Genomic DNA, 14,778 nt, shown 5'->3' with positions numbered 1-14,778 from the left:
TAAAGGAAATCAGGCCTTCTGGCTGTGCAGCTCGCGCATCGCCTTGGCGAAGTCGCCGGCAAGCACGTCCGGCAGCACGCCGAGGGCAAAATCGATGCTGGCGTCGAGCTTCTCCTGCTCGGCGCGCGGCGCGCGGCCCAGGACGAAGTTGGAGACCAGTTTGGCGTCGCCCGGGTGGCCGATGCCAAGCCGCAGGCGGTGGAAGTCGTTCTGGTTGCCGAGCTGCGCGATGATGTCGCGCAGGCCGTTGTGCCCACCATGGCCACCGCCGCGCTTGAGCTTGGCGACGCCCGGGGGCAGGTCGAGTTCGTCATGCGCCACCAGGATCGCTTCCGGCTTGATGCGGAAGAAATTGGCCAAGGCCGCCACGGACTGGCCGCTACGGTTCATGTAGGTGGTGGGGATGAGCAGACGAATGTCGTTGCCCTGATGGCTGAACTTAGCCGTCAGGCCGAAATATTTGCGGTCAGCGGTCAACGAGACGCGCTGGGCGCTGGCAATGCGTTCAACGAAAAGAGCCCCTGCGTTATGCCGGGTCTGTTCGTATTCGGGGCCGGGGTTACCCAGGCCGACGATCAACTGGATGGCGGTCACGTCAGGGGCTCTTCCTTGGAGTTGGTGGGTTACAGGGCGCGCGGCACTGTAACCCGATCAACGCCGGCGCGCGAGTGGATTACTCGGCAGCGCCTTCTGCTTCTGGAGCAACGCGTGGAGCGTGAACGTTGGCAACAGCTTTGTCATCACCGTGGGCCAGAGCTACGAACTCTACGCCTTTCGGAGCTTTCAGGTCCGACAGGTGGATGATGGTGCCGATTTCAGCGTTGGCCAGGTCGACTTCGATGAACTCAGGCAGGTCTTTGGCTTCGCAGGAAACTTCGATCTCGGCTTCTACGTGGGAGATCTCGCCGCCTTTCTTGACCGGGGCTTCTTCATTGATGAAGTGAACCGGTACCTTGGCGGTCAGTTTCTGGCCAGCAACGACGCGAACGAAGTCGGCGTGCATGATGAAGCCTTTGGCCGGGTGGCGCTGCAGAGCCTTGACCACGACGTTTTGCTTGGCGCCGTCGACGTTCAGTTCCAGAACGTGGCTGAAGGCAGCCTCGTTTTCGAACAGCTTGGTGATTTCCTTGGCCAGGATGGTCAGGGACTGAGCGTCCTGGTTACCACCGTAGACAACGGCTGGGATGTTCGCGGAGTGACGCAGGCGGCGGCTCGCACCTTTCCCCAGGTCAGTACGCGCTTGGGCGTTCAGAGTGAATTCGGTCATTTTGTTTCTCCAAAGTAGCCCCCCGAGGGCGTTTGCGACCAGCGCCAACGGGGATGGCAAAAAAGCCCCGCCCCAACAACCGGTGTTGGGGCGGGGCGCTTTTCGTCAGCGTGTGTTCCGCTTAGCGGAACATCGCGCTGATCGATTCTTCGTTGCTGATGCGGCGGACCGCTTCAGCGACAACCGGTGCGATATCCAGTTGGCGGATACGGTCACAGGCTTGAGCGGCGGCGGACAGCGGAACGGTGTTGGTCACCACCAGCTCGTCCAGTACCGACTTCTCGATGTTCTCGATCGCGCGGCCCGACAGGACAGGGTGCGTGCAGTAGGCGTAAACCTTGGCAGCGCCGTGTTCTTTCAGGGCTTTGGCCGCGTGGCACAGGGTGCCGGCGGTGTCGACCATGTCGTCTACCAGGATGCAGGTGCGCCCTTCGACGTCGCCGATGATGTGCATGACCTCGGAGTGGTTAGCCTTCTCGCGGCGTTTGTCGATGATACCCAGGTCGACGCCCAGGGACTTGGCGACGGCACGTGCGCGCACGACACCACCGATGTCCGGGGAGACGATCATCAGGTTCTCGAAACGCTGGTCCTCGATATCGTCGACCAGTACGGGCGAGCCGTAGATGTTGTCGACCGGGATATCGAAGAAACCCTGGATCTGGTCAGCGTGCAGGTCGACGGTGAGTACACGGTCGATACCTACGACAGTGAGCATGTCAGCGACGACTTTGGCGCTGATGGCTACACGTGCCGAACGCGGACGGCGGTCCTGGCGGGCGTATCCGAAGTAAGGAATCACGGCGGTGATTCGGGATGCTGAGGAGCGGCGGAAGGCGTCGGCCATCACTACCAGTTCCATCAGGTTATCGTTGGTCGGGGCACAGGTCGGCTGAATAATGAAGACGTCTTTACCGCGGACATTCTCATTGATCTCAGTGCTGATCTCGCCGTCGGAGAACTTACCGACAGAAACGTCACCGAGAGGGATATGCAGCTGACGTACGACACGCCGAGCCAGATCGGGGTTGGCGTTCCCCGTAAAGACCATCATCTTGGACACGCGCAGTACCTGAAGGCTGAGGGTAACCTGGATGAGTATAAGGAAAATGGCAGGGGCGGCTGGATTCGAACCAACGCATGGCAGGATCAAAACCTGCTGCCTTACCGCTTGGCGACGCCCCTGTATCTGTTGCTGCGAACGCTTATGCGCTCGACTTCTTGACCAGACTTTGCAGCTTGCGATGCAACATCGAAACGTTGCTTCCTTTCGCCACAAACCCTGTTTGGGTCGCTGAAAGAAGGGCCAGAACTTTATCAGCTTCGGCTTTGCTTGGGAAGGCCCCAAACACACAACTTCCAGTACCGGTCAGTCGAGCCTCAGTGAATTTACCCAGTGAATTCAACGCATTGCGAACTTCCGGGTAACTCTGCTCTACCACCGGTTGGCAGTCATTTCGACTGTTTCCCTCGGGAACGGGGCGCATCTTAAGGGGGAGCGAATCACGTGTCAACTGTGGATGTGAAAAAATTTCTACTGTGCTGACAGACACTTGCGGCACCAGCACGACATACCACGGCTCTTCCGGGTCGACCGGGGTCAATTGTTCACCCACGCCCTGGGCGAATGCCGCGTGGCCGCGCACGAATACCGGTACGTCGGCGCCCAGGCTCAGGCCCAGTGCGGCCAGGCGGTCTTCGTCCCAGTCCAGTTGCCACAGGTGGGCGAGGGCCAACAGGGTAGTGGCGGCATCCGAGCTGCCGCCGCCGATGCCGCCGCCCATGGGCAGCACCTTGGTCAGCCAGATATCGGCGCCCAACGTCGTGCCGGATTGTTCCTGCAGCTTGCGCGCAGCACGCACGATCAGGTTGCTGTCATGCGGCACTGCTTCGATCTCGGTGTGCAGGCGGATCACGCCGTCGTCACGCACGGCAAAGCTCAGTTCGTCGCCGTGCTCGAGAAACTGGAACACGGTTTCCAGCTCGTGATAGCCGTCCGCACGGCGGCCGATGATGTGCAGCCACAGGTTGAGCTTGGCCGGAGCGGGCAGGGTGAGGGTCTGCATGTATCAGTGCCCCAGCTGGCGGGGTTGCCAGTCCTTGACCACCAGTGTCACGTCGAGGTCCTTGCCGTGCAGCTTCATACGCTCGGGCAGCCAGTAGCCGTTCTGTTCCGTGTAGCTCAGGTATTGCACCTGCCAGCCGTCCTGGTCGAGGCTGGCCAGGCGGCTGTCGCCGTCCAGGGTCAGCTTGCTCTTGCTGTCGGGGGCTGGCAGGCCGCGGACCCACCAGACCAGGTGTGAGACCGGCAACTGCCAGCCCAGTTGTTCTTCCAGCAGGGCTTCGGGGCTGAGGGCCTCGTAGCGGCCCTGGTTGGCCACTTCCAGTACCACGCCGCCGGGGCGGCCGGTCAGGCGAGCGGCGCCACGGCCCAGCGGGCCGGCCAGGCGAATGTCGTAGTAGTCCTGGCGTTGCAGCCAGAACAGCGTGCCGCTGCCGGAGTCGCGCGGGGCACGGATGCCGACCTTGCCGTTGATCTGCCAGCCATCGAGGCTGCTCAACTGCTCTTTATGGGCGCGCCACTGCTGCGGGTCGCCGTGGCCCTGCAGGGCCTCGCGACTACCGAAGCCGGCACAGCCGGCCAGCAGGGCGATCAGGGTGAAGGTAATGCAATGGCGCAGGAACATGGCGTTAGAGAGTCTCGGATCCGGTCAGGCGCAGGATGGTCTTGCGCAGGATGGGGCTGTCGGCCTGGGCTTCGAAGCCCTTGGCCCAGACCTGGCGGGCTTCGCGGCGCTTGCCGTTGGCCCATAGCACTTCGCCCAGGTGGGCGGCCACTTCGTGGTCTGGGAAGCTGGCAAAAGCCTTGCGCAGGTAGGTTTCAGCCTCGTCGAGGTTGCCCAGGCGGTAATTGACCCAACCCAGGCTGTCGAGCACCGCCGGGTCATCCGGGGTCAGCTGATGGGCCTTGTCGATCAGCGCCTTGGCTTCGCTGTAGCGGGTGGTGCGGTCGGCCAGGGTGTAGCCGAGGGCGTTCAGGGCCATGGCGTTTTCCGGCTCGCGGGCGATGATGGCGCGCAGGTCTTTTTCCATCTGCGGCAGGTCGTCACGCTTTTCCGCCAGCATGGCACGGGTGTACAGCAGGTTGAGGTCGTCCGGGTAGCGCTGGATGGCTTGCTGCAGCACCTGGCTGGCCTGGGCGTCCTTGTTGTTGTTGCTGTAGCTTTCCGATTCGATCAGGAACAGCTGTATGGCGTAGTCCGGCTGGGATTCGCGGGCATCGGCGAGCAGGCGCGAGGCTTCGGTACCACGGCCGTTGGCAATCAGGATGTCGGCCTGGCGCAGCTGCGCCGGCAGGTAGTCGGGGCCCGGGCCGACCAGGGCGTATTCGCGCAGGGCGCCTGCAGGGTCGTGGCGCTCTTCGCGGATGCGGCCCAGGTTCAGGTGCGCGGCGTCGACGTTGCTGTCGCGTTCGATCAGCTCCTGCAGGTAGCCCTCGGCTTCATCCCAGTCCTTGTTTTCCAGGCACACCAGCGCCAGCGAATAGCGCAGCTCGTCGTCCTCGGGGTATTGCTGGACCAGGCTGAGGAACTCGCCCTTGGCATCGGCGATGCGGTCCTGTTCGACCAGGGTGCGCGCGTAGGTCAGGCGCAGGCGCTTGTCGTCCGGGTTGTCGCGAATCGCCCCGCGCAGCAGTGGCAGGGCCTCCGGGCCGCGGTCCAGGGCTTGCAGCAGGCGCGCGCGCAGCAGGACCGGGGCGACTTCGCCGTTTTGCGGCGGGTGCGACTCGAGCAACTCCAAGGCTTCTTCGGCCTTGCCGTCCTGGTTCAGCAGCAGGGCCTTGCCGAACACCAGCTGGCTGTTGTCCGGGTACTTCACCAGCAGGCGTTCGAAGCTTTGCAGCAAGCCGTCGCGGGTGCTCTGGTCGGTTTCGGCGGCGGACAGGGCGAGGAAATCGAAATGGGTGTCGCCTTGGCCCTGCAGGACCTTTTCCATGTAAGTCATGGAGTCGTCATAGCGGCCGGCGCGGGCCAGCTGGATGGCGGCGGCGCGCTGGGCGTCGAGGTTCTGCGGGTCGTTGCGGGCCCATACCAGGGCGTTGTCCAGTGCCGGTTCGTCGGCGCCGAGGTATTCGGCAATGCGGTAGGCGCGCTCGGAAACCCCCGGGTCCTGGGTTTTCGCGGCCTGGTCGGTGTAGTTGGCCAGGGCGATGTCGAAGCGGTTGCGCTGGCCGGCCAGCTCCGCCACCAGCAGGCTATAGAGCGTGTCCTGCTTGAACGAGCCATACACCACGGGCTTTTCCGCCTCGCTCTTGCCGGCCTCGGCGATGGGAGGCTCGGCCTTTTGCGGGGCCAGGCTCTGGCAGCCCTGGAGCAGGGCGAAGGCAAGCAGCAATGCGTATGGTTTGTTCATAGAAGGCTTTAAAAAGGACTCACCGGCGGTCGGAGCATGATGACACAAGCGCGGGGGCAAACCCACCTGCGAAGGTATGAAGCTGCGCTTCGCTTATGCAGACCGCGCTGTGCCCGCGCGGTTCGCCGCAGAGCCTGCCACGGCGCCCAGCACACAGAATTTTTGCTCTTGCTCTTGCTTCTGAGCGCGCGATAGTTCAGGCGCCGCAGATTGCGACTTCAGGAGGCCGAGCGAAGGGACTGCGGAGGGAGGTGACGGGCATGGATGCCCGTCAAGCGCTGAGGCCCCAGGGATGGGGCCTGCAGCGCGTACTCCCGGGAGCAGGCCCGTAGCGAGGGGACCCCGGAGCGAAGCGTAGGGGCCGGATGATGGGAGCCGACGGTTTTTGGTTCCATTTTGCCACGACAAAAAGGGACCCGCCGTAAGGGCGTCAAGGTGACGTGGCGCCACTATCGCGAATGAATGTCTACTCGATGTGAATGCCTACACCTGAAAGCAAAAAGCTTAGGGCTGATGTCTCAACAGCCAGCCTCTTGGCGTCCGATGTCACGGAATAGGCCCAAGGGGCGCAACCAAATGCGAAATAAAATAAGTGCTCCGATAAGTGTTGGGTGCATAGCCCCTAAGACGATCAGGGTGCGCTTCAAGCGTATAGGGAAGTTCGTGACCTCATCAAGGTCAACCAAGCTTTTTCGCGCATATATTTTTGGCACTGTTAGTAGTATTGATATTGAGAGTGTGCGCATTACCTTTCCAATTAGGCCTGCTTGTGAAAAGGTTTTTTTATTTCCGCTCACGAATGCGCTATTCGGTAGTAATGATTCGATCCTGTCAAGATGATAGATTGATATGTAAAACGATGCGCAAAGCGTGACGGTCATGGCGGCCAAAATTATAAATGCAACAATACCCGCTTCAGTGCTCATTCGCTGCCTACCTTTTCATACAATACTTCGCCGAGCGCTTCCCCTACAGCACCGCCAAGCATGCTTCCTCCTGTGGCTCCCGCAGCCCCACTAATAACAGCGCAGACAAGTGCGCCTGTACCGACTGTGGGCACGCCAAGAGCGAGACAAATACTAGTGGCAATAGCACCGCCGTAGCTTGCTGCTATCCCTCCCACGGCGACACTGCCTGTCAAGGAAGATCCATGGACGTATTTAGCTTTTCTACACTCATTGTCGCGGCCAGCGGTGCAGGCTTTATGGATTTCAAGACCCGTCGCGGCGGCTTCCAGCGCAATACCTATATAGGTGTCTTTTTTGATCAGGTTGGCAGCCCTGACCACACCTATGATCTTAACTGCACACCCCACAATCTCAGTCGTTTGCAAGTCCTTGCCACGCGTCGAGTGCCGGCCTTGAGTTTCCAATGATCGATTGCTGCGGGAGAACTTTGTCCTTGAACAGAATACGAAGTCGTATCTCCATTGGGTCATAGATAGTGAGACAGCACGAGTGCAAGGAATAATATGATGTGAATAGCCCAGAGGTTGACCAAGACAAGCCTTTCACGGCGCGGAAATTTTTGTACTTCCTCGATATCTGCTGTGCCCCTGTAAGTGAAGATTTTGGGTGTGGCCAGTAGTGTTGCAATTTGACCAGTTCTTATCAGTTTTCCTATTAGTCCAGCATGCTTATAGTTTTTTATGTTGTCAGATACGATACGAGAGGTGGGTAAGAAAGACTCAAAGTGCTCGGTGTATTTATGTGCAACGTAAATTTGGACAGTAATTGCGATTGCGATTGAGGTGATGAGAATAAGTGCGATCAGACCCGGTTCCATATTGATCATTGCGAGAACTCTCGATATAGGAAGTCACCAAGCACCTCGCCTTTTTCTCCTCCGAAGTCACCGCCTAGCTTCCCCCCTGCGGCAGCACCAATGACTGCGCAGGTAATTGACCCCAAACCGGCCGTCCCTACTCCCAGAGCCGCACATACAAAGGGCGCAACAATGGTCCCTCCTATGTATCCACCTATGCCGCTGCCGGTCAGACCACCGGCTAATGACGCACCATTGAGAAATTTTGCACGCGTGCACTCATCTTCTCTACCGAGCATACAGGCTTGGCGAATCGCCAGGCCCGTTGCTGCGACATCAAGCGCTATGCCAATGTAAGTACCTTTTTTTATCAAACTGGCAGCCTTGCCTACCCCGGCAACCTTATTCGCATACCCTGCAATCTCACCGGTGTGCAAATAGCGTTTCGTGGATATGGCCAGTGTCCTTTTAATCGATCCCTTGTTACGCAAACCCGAGCCGAACGCCGCCAGTTTGCCCAACTGTTCGTCAAGCTTCGAGAACAGTGCCACACGCTTGGCATAAAACTGGTCACGGTTTTTGAGCGTCCCTGAACCCAGATGTTCTCTGTGCAATTTCTCGATCTCCAGCAACGTGTCCTGAATGGCCTTCAGATGCCTGCTCCAGCCGTCGCTGACCACGCCTGCGCCCAGTGAAGCATGGGCAAGCAAGCTCTTCAGCAACTCGAAATTATCCAGAAAAAACTCATCAGCCCCCTGGCCACTGCGCATCAGCCCCATATGCGTGATGGAGGCCTGAGACATCAGATAAGCCTCCTGACTGGTACACGAAGGTGTAGACCAGTCGCCGACGATCACCAGTTCGCCGCTTCTGACCACACTGTTGTAAATGTGTGCATTCAGGATGTCGAACTTGCTTGCGGCATGCCCGCCAAGCGCAAGGCCGGCCTTGAGCGTGTGATAGTTCTGCATCCTGGGGTTGATGAAAGCGCGGGCTTCGTACATGGCGATACCTCACGCGTACTTCTTGTTGCCGATCCGGTCCCAACCACCGGCAATATTGCCGCCGCCCGAGCCGTCGATGCGCTTCTGCAGGGTATAGGTGGTCTTGATTCTGCCGTAATCGAGGCGAACCACCTCGATAGGCACGCCGTCGGCGGCGCTCTGGGCGTAATCGGCAATGATCACTTCTTCTAGGATGATCTCGTAGTACTTCAGCTTGTCACCGCCCGCGCGGCACAGCGCGAGTTTGACTTCCTTGAGATGCTGCCCCGCGCAACTGGCCTCCATGAGTTTGCAACTGGCGCTGTCGAGAAACTTGGTAAAAGTGAAATGGCTCACTGCGGTGCGCCCCGAAGTGGCACCCCCTGCCGAGCTTGCAGTGGCAGAGGGGCTTTGGCTTACACCGAAATCATAACCGGTGACTTCAATCCACTTGCCGTACTTCTCGTCCAAGGCTTCGCCTGGAATATCGTCGATTTTCAAATACGCGTCCAAAGCCATATCTACCGCTCCTTGGTCATCATGTGGGTGAGGAATATCGATGTAGCGGCGTCAAGGCTAGGCGCGGAAAGAGGGTGGAGCAACAGCTGGGCATGTATTTGGGAAAAGGACTACAAGACTGTGGATAAGTCTTGTAGAGATATGTCAAAAGTCCTCTCGATTTGGTCGGTGTAATTAACTAAGGAGATGTCGAGCCGATGGTTCTGGTTCTTGCTTCTAAGCGCGCGGTAGTTCAGGCGCCGCCGATTGCGACTTCAGGAGGCCGAGCGAAGGGACTGCGGAGGGAGGTGACGGGCATGGATGCCCGTCAAGCGCTGAGGCCCCATGGATGGGGCCTGCAGCGCGTACTCCCGGGAGCAGGCCCGTAGCGAGGGGACCCCGGAGCGAAGCGTAGGGGCCGGATGATGGGAGCCGACGGTTTTTGGTTCCTTTTTGCCACGACAAAAAGGGACCCGCCGTAAGGGCGGAAAGGTGACTTTGCGCCGCCGTCACGAATGAATGCCTGCTCGATGTGAATGCCCACCTCCAAAAAGCCAAAAAGCTTAAGCGACGGTTTTGATATGGCGAACAGTCCGTATGCGATGGCGACGCTGACTCACCTTTTCGCCCTTACGGCGAGTCACTTTTTGCCAAACGCGGCAAAAAGTAACCAAAAAACGCTGCGCTCCCATCATCCGGCCCCTACGCTGCGCTCCGGGGTTCCCTCACTCCGGCCTTGCTCCCGGGAGTACGCGCTGCAGGCCCCATCCATGGGGCCTCAGCGCTTGACGGGCATCCATGCCCGTCACCTCCCTCCGCAAGGCCTGCGTTCGGCCTCCTGAAGTCGCGAAGATCAAGATCAAGATCAAAAGCCAGATCAAAAGCCAGATCAAAAGCCAGATCAAAAGCGGGGGTGTGAGCTGAAGTTGCCGCTGATGCTGCCCTGAAGCCGGCGATAGCCGCAGCGCTATCAGCGCAATAGCGAACGGTGGTTGTCCAAAAACCTGCGAAAGAGGACAATTATCGGCTTCCCGTCACAACCAGCGACCTTGCATGGCCTTTCTTGCACTTGGTATCAACCATAAGACTGCCTCGGTAGACGTACGCGAGCGCGTGGCGTTTACCCCAGAGCAGCTGGTAGACGCCCTGCAGCAGCTCTGCCGACTGACATCCAGCCGCGAAGCGGCGATTCTGTCGACCTGCAACCGTAGCGAGCTCTATATCGAGCAGGACCACCTGTCCGCCGATGCCGTGCTGCAATGGCTCGCCGATTACCACCGCCTCAGCCTGGACGAGCTGCGCGCCAGCGCCTACGTGCACGAAGAGCACGAGGCGGTAAAGCACATGATGCGGGTGGCCTCCGGCCTGGACTCGCTGGTGCTCGGCGAACCGCAGATCCTCGGCCAGATGAAGTCCGCCTATGCCGTGGCGCGTGAGGCCGGCACCGTCGGCCCGCTGCTCGGGCGGCTGTTCCAGGCCACCTTCAGTGCCGCCAAGCAGGTGCGCACCGACACTGCCATCGGTGAAAACCCGGTGTCGGTGGCGTTTGCCGCGGTCAGCCTGGCCAAGCAGATCTTCAGCGACCTGGGCCGCAGCCAGGCCCTGCTGATCGGTGCTGGCGAAACCATCACCCTGGTCGCCCGCCACCTGCATGAGCAGGGCGTGCGCCGTATCGTCGTGGCCAACCGTACCCTCGAGCGGGCCAGCATCCTGGCCGAACAGTTCGGTGCGCACGCGGTTCTGCTGGCCGACATCCCACAGGAACTGGCCAACAGCGATATCGTCATCAGTTCCACTGCCAGCCAGTTGCCGATCCTTGGCAAGGGTGCTGTCGAGAGCGCGCTGAAGCAGCGCCGGCACAAGCCGATTTTCATGGTCGACATTGCTGTACCGCGCGATATCGAAACCGAAGTCGGCGAACTGGATGACGTCTACCTGTACACTGTCGATGACCTGCACGACGTTGTGGCAGAAAACCTCAAAAGTCGCCAGGGCGCGGCCCAGGCCGCCGAAGAGCTGGTGTCGGTGGGGGCAGAGGACTTCATGCTGCGCCTGCGCGAGCTGGCCGCGGTGGATGTGCTCAAGGCCTATCGCCAGCAATGCGAGCGCCTGCGCGACGAAGAACTGCAAAAGGCCCAGCGGCTGCTGGCCAACGGCGGCAACCCCGAAGACGTACTGGCCCAACTGGCCCGGGGGCTGACCAACAAACTCCTGCACGCGCCCAGCGTGCAATTGAAAAGGCTCTCGGCCGAGGGCCGCCTCGATGCGCTGGCCATGGCCCAGGAACTCTTTGCCCTCAACGAGGGCTCGACGGACAAATCCCCGCAATGAAAGCGTCGCTGCTGAACAAACTGGAAATCCTCCAGGACCGCTTCGAAGAACTCACCGCTCTGCTTGGTGATGCCGAGGTCATTTCCGACCAGACGCGCTTTCGCGCCTATTCCCGTGAATACGCCGAAGTCGAGCCGGTCTACGCTGCTTATAAAGAGTGGCGCAAAGTCCAGGACGACCTCGAAGGTGCCCAGGCGCTGCTCAAGGACAGTGACCCGGACCTGCGCGAAATGGCCGTGGAAGAAGTGCGTGAAGCCAAGGAACAACTGCTGACGCTGGAGTCGCAGCTGCAACGCATGCTGTTGCCCAAGGACCCCAACGATGGCCGTAACGTGTTCCTCGAAATCCGTGCCGGCACCGGTGGCGACGAGGCGGCGATCTTCTCCGGCGACCTGTTCCGCATGTATTCGCGCTACGCCGAAAAGCGTGGCTGGCGCCTGGAAATCCTCTCCGAGAACGAAGGCGAGCACGGCGGCTACAAGGAAATCATCGCCCGCGTCGAGGGTGAGAGCGTGTACGGCAAGCTCAAGTTCGAGTCCGGCGCGCACCGCGTGCAGCGCGTGCCCGAGACCGAATCCCAGGGCCGTATCCACACCTCCGCGTGCACCGTGGCGGTACTGCCCGAGCCGGACGAACAGGCGGCCATCGAGATCAACCCGGCCGACCTGCGGGTAGATACCTATCGCGCATCCGGTGCCGGCGGCCAGCACGTCAACAAGACCGACTCGGCGATCCGGATCACCCACTTGCCCACCGGTATCGTGGTCGAGTGCCAGGAAGAGCGCTCGCAGCACAAGAACCGTGCCCGCGCCATGTCCTGGCTGTCGGCCAAGCTCAACGACATGCAGACCAGCGCCGCGCAGAACGCCATCGCCACCGAACGCAAGCTGCTGGTCGGCTCTGGCGACCGTTCCGAGCGCATCCGTACGTACAATTATCCACAGGGGCGGGTGACCGACCACCGTATCAACCTGACCCTGTACTCGCTGGACGATATCCTCGCCGGCGGGGTGGAGGCGGTGATCGAACCGCTGCTGGCCGAATACCAGGCCGATCAACTGGCCGCTCTGGGGGACTGATGACCATCATCGCCAGCCTGCTGCGCAACGCGCAGTTGCCAGAGTCGCCTACCGAGCGGCTGGATGCCGAGTTGCTGTTGGCCGCGGCCATCGGCAAATCGCGCAGCTACCTGCACACCTGGCCCGAGCGAATCGTCAGCAGCGAAGATGCCGAGACCTATGCTGGCTACCTGCAGCGCCGCCGTGGCGGCGAACCGGTCGCCTACATTCTCGGGCTGCAGGGCTTCTGGAAGATCGACCTGGAAGTGGCACCGCATACCCTGATCCCGCGGCCGGATACCGAGCTGCTGGTCGAAGCTGCCCTTGAACTGCAACCCGCCACGCCGGCCAAGGTCCTTGACCTGGGCACCGGCACCGGCGCGATTGCCTTGGCCCTGGCCAGCGATCGCCCGGCCTGGCAGGTGACCGCAGTGGACCGCGTGGAGGAGGCTGCAGCCCTGGCTGAGCGCAACCGCCAGCGGCTGGGCCTGGCAAACGCCCAGGTACGGCTCAGCCACTGGTTCGACAGTCTGGCCGGCGAGCGTTTCGACCTGATTGTCAGCAACCCGCCCTACATCGCTGCCGCAGACCCGCATTTGGTCGCCGGTGATGTACGCTTCGAGCCCAGCAGTGCGCTGGTGGCCGGTGCCGATGGCCTGGACGATCTGCGCGTGATAGCTGCCCAGGCGCCCGCGCACCTGGTACCGGGTGGCTGGTTACTGCTGGAACACGGCTACGATCAGGCAGCGGCGGTGCGCGCCTTGCTGGCTGAACAAGGCTTCATCGAGGTCGCTAGCCGCACGGACCTGGGCGGCCATGAACGCATTACCCTGGGGCGCCTGCCATGCTGAGTGATCAGGAACTGCTGCGTTACAGCCGGCAGGTTTTGCTGGCCCAGATCGACATCGACGGCCAGTTGCGGCTCAAGCAGAGCAAGGCGCTGATCGTCGGGCTCGGCGGCCTTGGCTCGCCCGTCGCCTTGTACCTGGCCGCCGCCGGGGTCGGTGAACTGCACCTGGCGGACTTTGACACCGTCGACCTGACCAACCTGCAACGCCAGGTGATCCACGACAGTGCGAGCGTGGGCATGAGCAAGGTCGATTCGGCCCTGCAGCGCCTGCAGGCAATCAACCCGGAAATCAACCTGGTTGCCCATCGCCAGGCTCTGGACGAGGACTCGCTGGCGGCCGCTGTGGCAGCGGTCGACCTGGTGCTGGACTGCTCTGACAATTTCGGTACCCGCGAGGCGGTCAACGCTGCCTGTTTCGCGGCTGGCAAGCCGCTGGTCAGCGGTGCGGCGATCCGCCTGGAAGGACAGTTGTCGGTATTCGACCCACGGCGTGACTACAGCCCTTGCTACCATTGCCTGTACGGCCATGGCAGCGAAGCCGAACTGACCTGCAGCGAAGCCGGCGTGATCGGCCCATTGGTGGGCCTGGTAGGCAGCCTGCAGGCGCTGGAGGCGATGAAGCTGCTGGCCGGGTTCGGCGAGCCGCTGGTCGGCCGCCTGCTGTTGATCGATGCTCTCGGCACTCGTATCCGCGAATTGCGGGTCAAGCGCGACCCGGCTTGTGCGGTCTGTGGTAAGCGCGATGGCTGAGCGATCGGCGCCGGTCGGCGTGATGGACTCCGGGGTTGGCGGCTTGTCGGTACTCGCCGAGATCCAGCGCCTGCTGCCCAACGAGACGCTGCTGTACGTGGGCGATTGCGGCCACATACCCTACGGCGAGAAGTCGCCGGACTATATCCGTGAGCGTCTCCGGCGCATTGCTGCGTTCTTCCATGAACAGGGCGCCAAGGCCATGGTACTGGCCTGCAATACCGCCACGGTGGCGGCGGTGGCCGACCTGCGCGAGTTGTACCCGAACTGGCCGCTGGTGGGCATGGAGCCGGCGGTGAAGCCCGCTGCCGCCGCTACGCGCTCTGGCGTGGTCGGTGTGCTGGCCACTACCGGTACCCTGCAGAGTGCCAAGTTCACTGCCTTGCTCGATCGTTTTGCCAATGACGTACAGGTCATCACCCAACCTTGCCCGGGCCTGGTCGATCTGATCGAGACCGGTGACCTGGCCAGCCCGGCGCTGCGCCAGTTGCTGCAAGGTTATGTGCAGCCGTTGCTGGCCGCTGGCTGTGACACGTTGATTCTCGGTTGCACCCATTACCCCTTCCTGCGCCCGTTGCTGGCCGGCATGGTGCCAGCCGACGTTGCCATCATCGACACCGGTGCCGCAGTGGCGCGCCAACTGCAGCGGCTGCTGGGCGCGGATGACCTGTTGGCCGATGGGCCGGCCAGGGATACCCGCTTCTGGACCAGTGCCGATCCGCAATCTCTCAGGAAGATCCTGCCTTTGCTGTGGCATAACTCGGACAGTGTGCAAAGCTTTTCATTGTGAAAAAAACGTGAAAAGAAGCTGAACTATCGTACCGCTGCCGTTTTCTACCGCCTTGCCTGAAATGAGGCGGATAC

The 14,778-nt window shown here is 61.1% G+C and carries 17 protein-coding genes and 1 tRNA gene; 7 read left to right on the top strand and 11 right to left on the bottom strand.

The window, feature by feature from the left end; genetic code table 11:
- Positions 1-9 precede the first annotated feature (9 nt).
- The 8 genes from pth to ACLCGK_RS11600 all read right to left on the bottom strand — a co-directional run bounded on the left by pth (position 10) and on the right by ACLCGK_RS11600 (position 6,606).
- Positions 10-594 carry an aminoacyl-tRNA hydrolase gene (gene pth, locus ACLCGK_RS11635; RefSeq protein WP_410952042.1) on the bottom strand — a complete coding sequence of 195 codons (585 nt, stop codon included), beginning with the start codon at positions 592-594 and terminating at the stop codon, positions 10-12.
- A 79-nt stretch (positions 595-673) separates the two neighbouring features.
- Entirely contained in the window at positions 674-1,267 is a 594-nt protein-coding gene (locus tag ACLCGK_RS11630) for a 50S ribosomal protein L25/general stress protein Ctc (RefSeq protein WP_013970896.1), read from the bottom strand.
- Between the two features lie 121 nt (positions 1,268-1,388).
- Positions 1,389-2,330 carry a ribose-phosphate pyrophosphokinase gene (locus ACLCGK_RS11625; protein ID WP_003247410.1) on the bottom strand — a complete coding sequence of 314 codons (942 nt, stop codon included), beginning with the start codon at positions 2,328-2,330 and terminating at the stop codon, positions 1,389-1,391.
- Between the two features lie 47 nt (positions 2,331-2,377).
- Positions 2,378-2,452: transfer RNA gene (locus ACLCGK_RS11620), tRNA-Gln, on the bottom strand.
- A gap of 20 nt (positions 2,453-2,472) precedes the next feature.
- Entirely contained in the window at positions 2,473-3,333 is an 861-nt protein-coding gene (ispE, locus tag ACLCGK_RS11615; RefSeq protein ID WP_410952041.1) for a 4-(cytidine 5'-diphospho)-2-C-methyl-D-erythritol kinase, read from the bottom strand.
- 3 nt (positions 3,334-3,336) lie between these two features.
- Positions 3,337-3,954 (bottom strand): lipoprotein insertase outer membrane protein LolB, encoded by a 618-nt coding sequence (gene lolB / locus ACLCGK_RS11610; protein WP_013970898.1) that lies wholly within the window; start codon positions 3,952-3,954, stop codon positions 3,337-3,339.
- 4 nt (positions 3,955-3,958) lie between these two features.
- Positions 3,959-5,680, bottom strand: coding sequence for a tetratricopeptide repeat protein (locus ACLCGK_RS11605; RefSeq protein ID WP_410952040.1), 1,722 nt, complete (start codon positions 5,678-5,680; stop codon positions 3,959-3,961).
- Between the two features lie 518 nt (positions 5,681-6,198).
- Positions 6,199-6,606 (bottom strand): hypothetical protein, encoded by a 408-nt coding sequence (locus tag ACLCGK_RS11600; RefSeq protein WP_410952039.1) that lies wholly within the window; start codon positions 6,604-6,606, stop codon positions 6,199-6,201.
- A 224-nt stretch (positions 6,607-6,830) separates the two neighbouring features.
- Here ACLCGK_RS11600 and ACLCGK_RS11595 point away from each other — a divergent pair, with 224 nt between their 5' ends.
- On the top strand, positions 6,831-7,055 hold the full coding sequence (locus ACLCGK_RS11595; RefSeq protein WP_410952038.1) for a hypothetical protein: 225 nt from the start codon (positions 6,831-6,833) through the stop codon (positions 7,053-7,055).
- Positions 7,056-7,114: 59 nt separating this feature from the next.
- Here ACLCGK_RS11595 and ACLCGK_RS11590 read toward each other — a convergent pair whose 3' ends face one another.
- From ACLCGK_RS11590 to ACLCGK_RS11580, 3 genes are read right to left on the bottom strand one after another with little or no spacing between them, the layout of a single operon-like run.
- Positions 7,115-7,474 carry a hypothetical protein gene (locus ACLCGK_RS11590; RefSeq protein WP_410952037.1) on the bottom strand — a complete coding sequence of 120 codons (360 nt, stop codon included), beginning with the start codon at positions 7,472-7,474 and terminating at the stop codon, positions 7,115-7,117.
- The gene (locus tag ACLCGK_RS11585; protein ID WP_410952036.1) at positions 7,471-8,448 is read right to left on the bottom strand and encodes a hypothetical protein; all 978 of its coding nucleotides are present in this window, start codon (positions 8,446-8,448) and stop codon (positions 7,471-7,473) included. Before ACLCGK_RS11585 ends, ACLCGK_RS11590 begins: the two co-directional genes overlap by 4 nt.
- A gap of 9 nt (positions 8,449-8,457) precedes the next feature.
- Positions 8,458-8,946 (bottom strand): Hcp family type VI secretion system effector, encoded by a 489-nt coding sequence (locus tag ACLCGK_RS11580; protein WP_410952035.1) that lies wholly within the window; start codon positions 8,944-8,946, stop codon positions 8,458-8,460.
- A gap of 777 nt (positions 8,947-9,723) precedes the next feature.
- Here ACLCGK_RS11580 and ACLCGK_RS11575 point away from each other — a divergent pair.
- From ACLCGK_RS11575 to murI, 6 genes are all read left to right on the top strand, one after another.
- Positions 9,724-9,849: a hypothetical protein gene (locus tag ACLCGK_RS11575; protein WP_264370981.1), complete on the top strand. Its 126-nt coding sequence runs from the start codon at positions 9,724-9,726 to the stop codon at positions 9,847-9,849.
- A gap of 129 nt (positions 9,850-9,978) precedes the next feature.
- Positions 9,979-11,256 (top strand): glutamyl-tRNA reductase, encoded by a 1,278-nt coding sequence (gene hemA / locus ACLCGK_RS11570; RefSeq protein ID WP_013970908.1) that lies wholly within the window; start codon positions 9,979-9,981, stop codon positions 11,254-11,256.
- On the top strand, positions 11,253-12,335 hold the full coding sequence (gene prfA / locus ACLCGK_RS11565; protein WP_013970909.1) for a peptide chain release factor 1: 1,083 nt from the start codon (positions 11,253-11,255) through the stop codon (positions 12,333-12,335). Before hemA ends, prfA begins: the two co-directional genes overlap by 4 nt.
- Positions 12,335-13,165: a peptide chain release factor N(5)-glutamine methyltransferase gene (gene prmC, locus ACLCGK_RS11560; protein WP_013970910.1), complete on the top strand. Its 831-nt coding sequence runs from the start codon at positions 12,335-12,337 to the stop codon at positions 13,163-13,165. Before prfA ends, prmC begins: the two co-directional genes overlap by 1 nt.
- Positions 13,159-13,914, top strand: a complete 756-nt coding sequence (locus tag ACLCGK_RS11555; RefSeq protein WP_410952034.1) for a molybdopterin-synthase adenylyltransferase MoeB — start codon at positions 13,159-13,161, stop codon at positions 13,912-13,914. The genes prmC and ACLCGK_RS11555 overlap by 7 nt, the downstream gene beginning before the upstream one ends.
- A complete protein-coding gene (gene murI / locus ACLCGK_RS11550) occupies positions 13,907-14,704 on the top strand; it encodes a glutamate racemase (protein ID WP_410952033.1) in 798 nt (265 codons plus the stop codon). Before ACLCGK_RS11555 ends, murI begins: the two co-directional genes overlap by 8 nt.
- Positions 14,705-14,778 lie beyond the last annotated feature (74 nt).

The organism is Pseudomonas sp. S1(2024), assembly GCF_046557535.1.
This window is presented reverse-complemented; position numbering and strand designations above follow the sequence as displayed.

Bases quoted from the DNA above. Each gene is read 5' to 3' on its own strand.
- ACLCGK_RS11630 (WP_013970896.1), bottom strand. From the start codon at position 1,267: ATGACCGAATTCACTCTGAACGCCCAAGCGCGTACTGACCTGGGGAAA.
- ispE (WP_410952041.1), bottom strand. From the start codon at position 3,333: ATGCAGACCCTCACCCTGCCCGCTCCGGCCAAGCTCAACCTGTGGCTG.
- lolB (WP_013970898.1), bottom strand. From the start codon at position 3,954: ATGTTCCTGCGCCATTGCATTACCTTCACCCTGATCGCCCTGCTGGCC.
- ACLCGK_RS11605 (WP_410952040.1), bottom strand. From the start codon at position 5,680: ATGAACAAACCATACGCATTGCTGCTTGCCTTCGCCCTGCTCCAGGGC.
- ACLCGK_RS11600 (WP_410952039.1), bottom strand. From the start codon at position 6,606: ATGAGCACTGAAGCGGGTATTGTTGCATTTATAATTTTGGCCGCCATG.
- ACLCGK_RS11595 (WP_410952038.1), top strand. From the start codon at position 6,831: ATGGACGTATTTAGCTTTTCTACACTCATTGTCGCGGCCAGCGGTGCA.
- ACLCGK_RS11590 (WP_410952037.1), bottom strand. From the start codon at position 7,474: ATGATCAATATGGAACCGGGTCTGATCGCACTTATTCTCATCACCTCA.
- ACLCGK_RS11585 (WP_410952036.1), bottom strand. From the start codon at position 8,448: ATGTACGAAGCCCGCGCTTTCATCAACCCCAGGATGCAGAACTATCAC.
- ACLCGK_RS11580 (WP_410952035.1), bottom strand. From the start codon at position 8,946: ATGGCTTTGGACGCGTATTTGAAAATCGACGATATTCCAGGCGAAGCC.
- ACLCGK_RS11575 (WP_264370981.1), top strand. From the start codon at position 9,724: ATGCCCGTCACCTCCCTCCGCAAGGCCTGCGTTCGGCCTCCTGAAGTC.
- hemA (WP_013970908.1), top strand. From the start codon at position 9,979: ATGGCCTTTCTTGCACTTGGTATCAACCATAAGACTGCCTCGGTAGAC.
- prfA (WP_013970909.1), top strand. From the start codon at position 11,253: ATGAAAGCGTCGCTGCTGAACAAACTGGAAATCCTCCAGGACCGCTTC.
- prmC (WP_013970910.1), top strand. From the start codon at position 12,335: ATGACCATCATCGCCAGCCTGCTGCGCAACGCGCAGTTGCCAGAGTCG.
- ACLCGK_RS11555 (WP_410952034.1), top strand. From the start codon at position 13,159: ATGCTGAGTGATCAGGAACTGCTGCGTTACAGCCGGCAGGTTTTGCTG.
- murI (WP_410952033.1), top strand. From the start codon at position 13,907: ATGGCTGAGCGATCGGCGCCGGTCGGCGTGATGGACTCCGGGGTTGGC.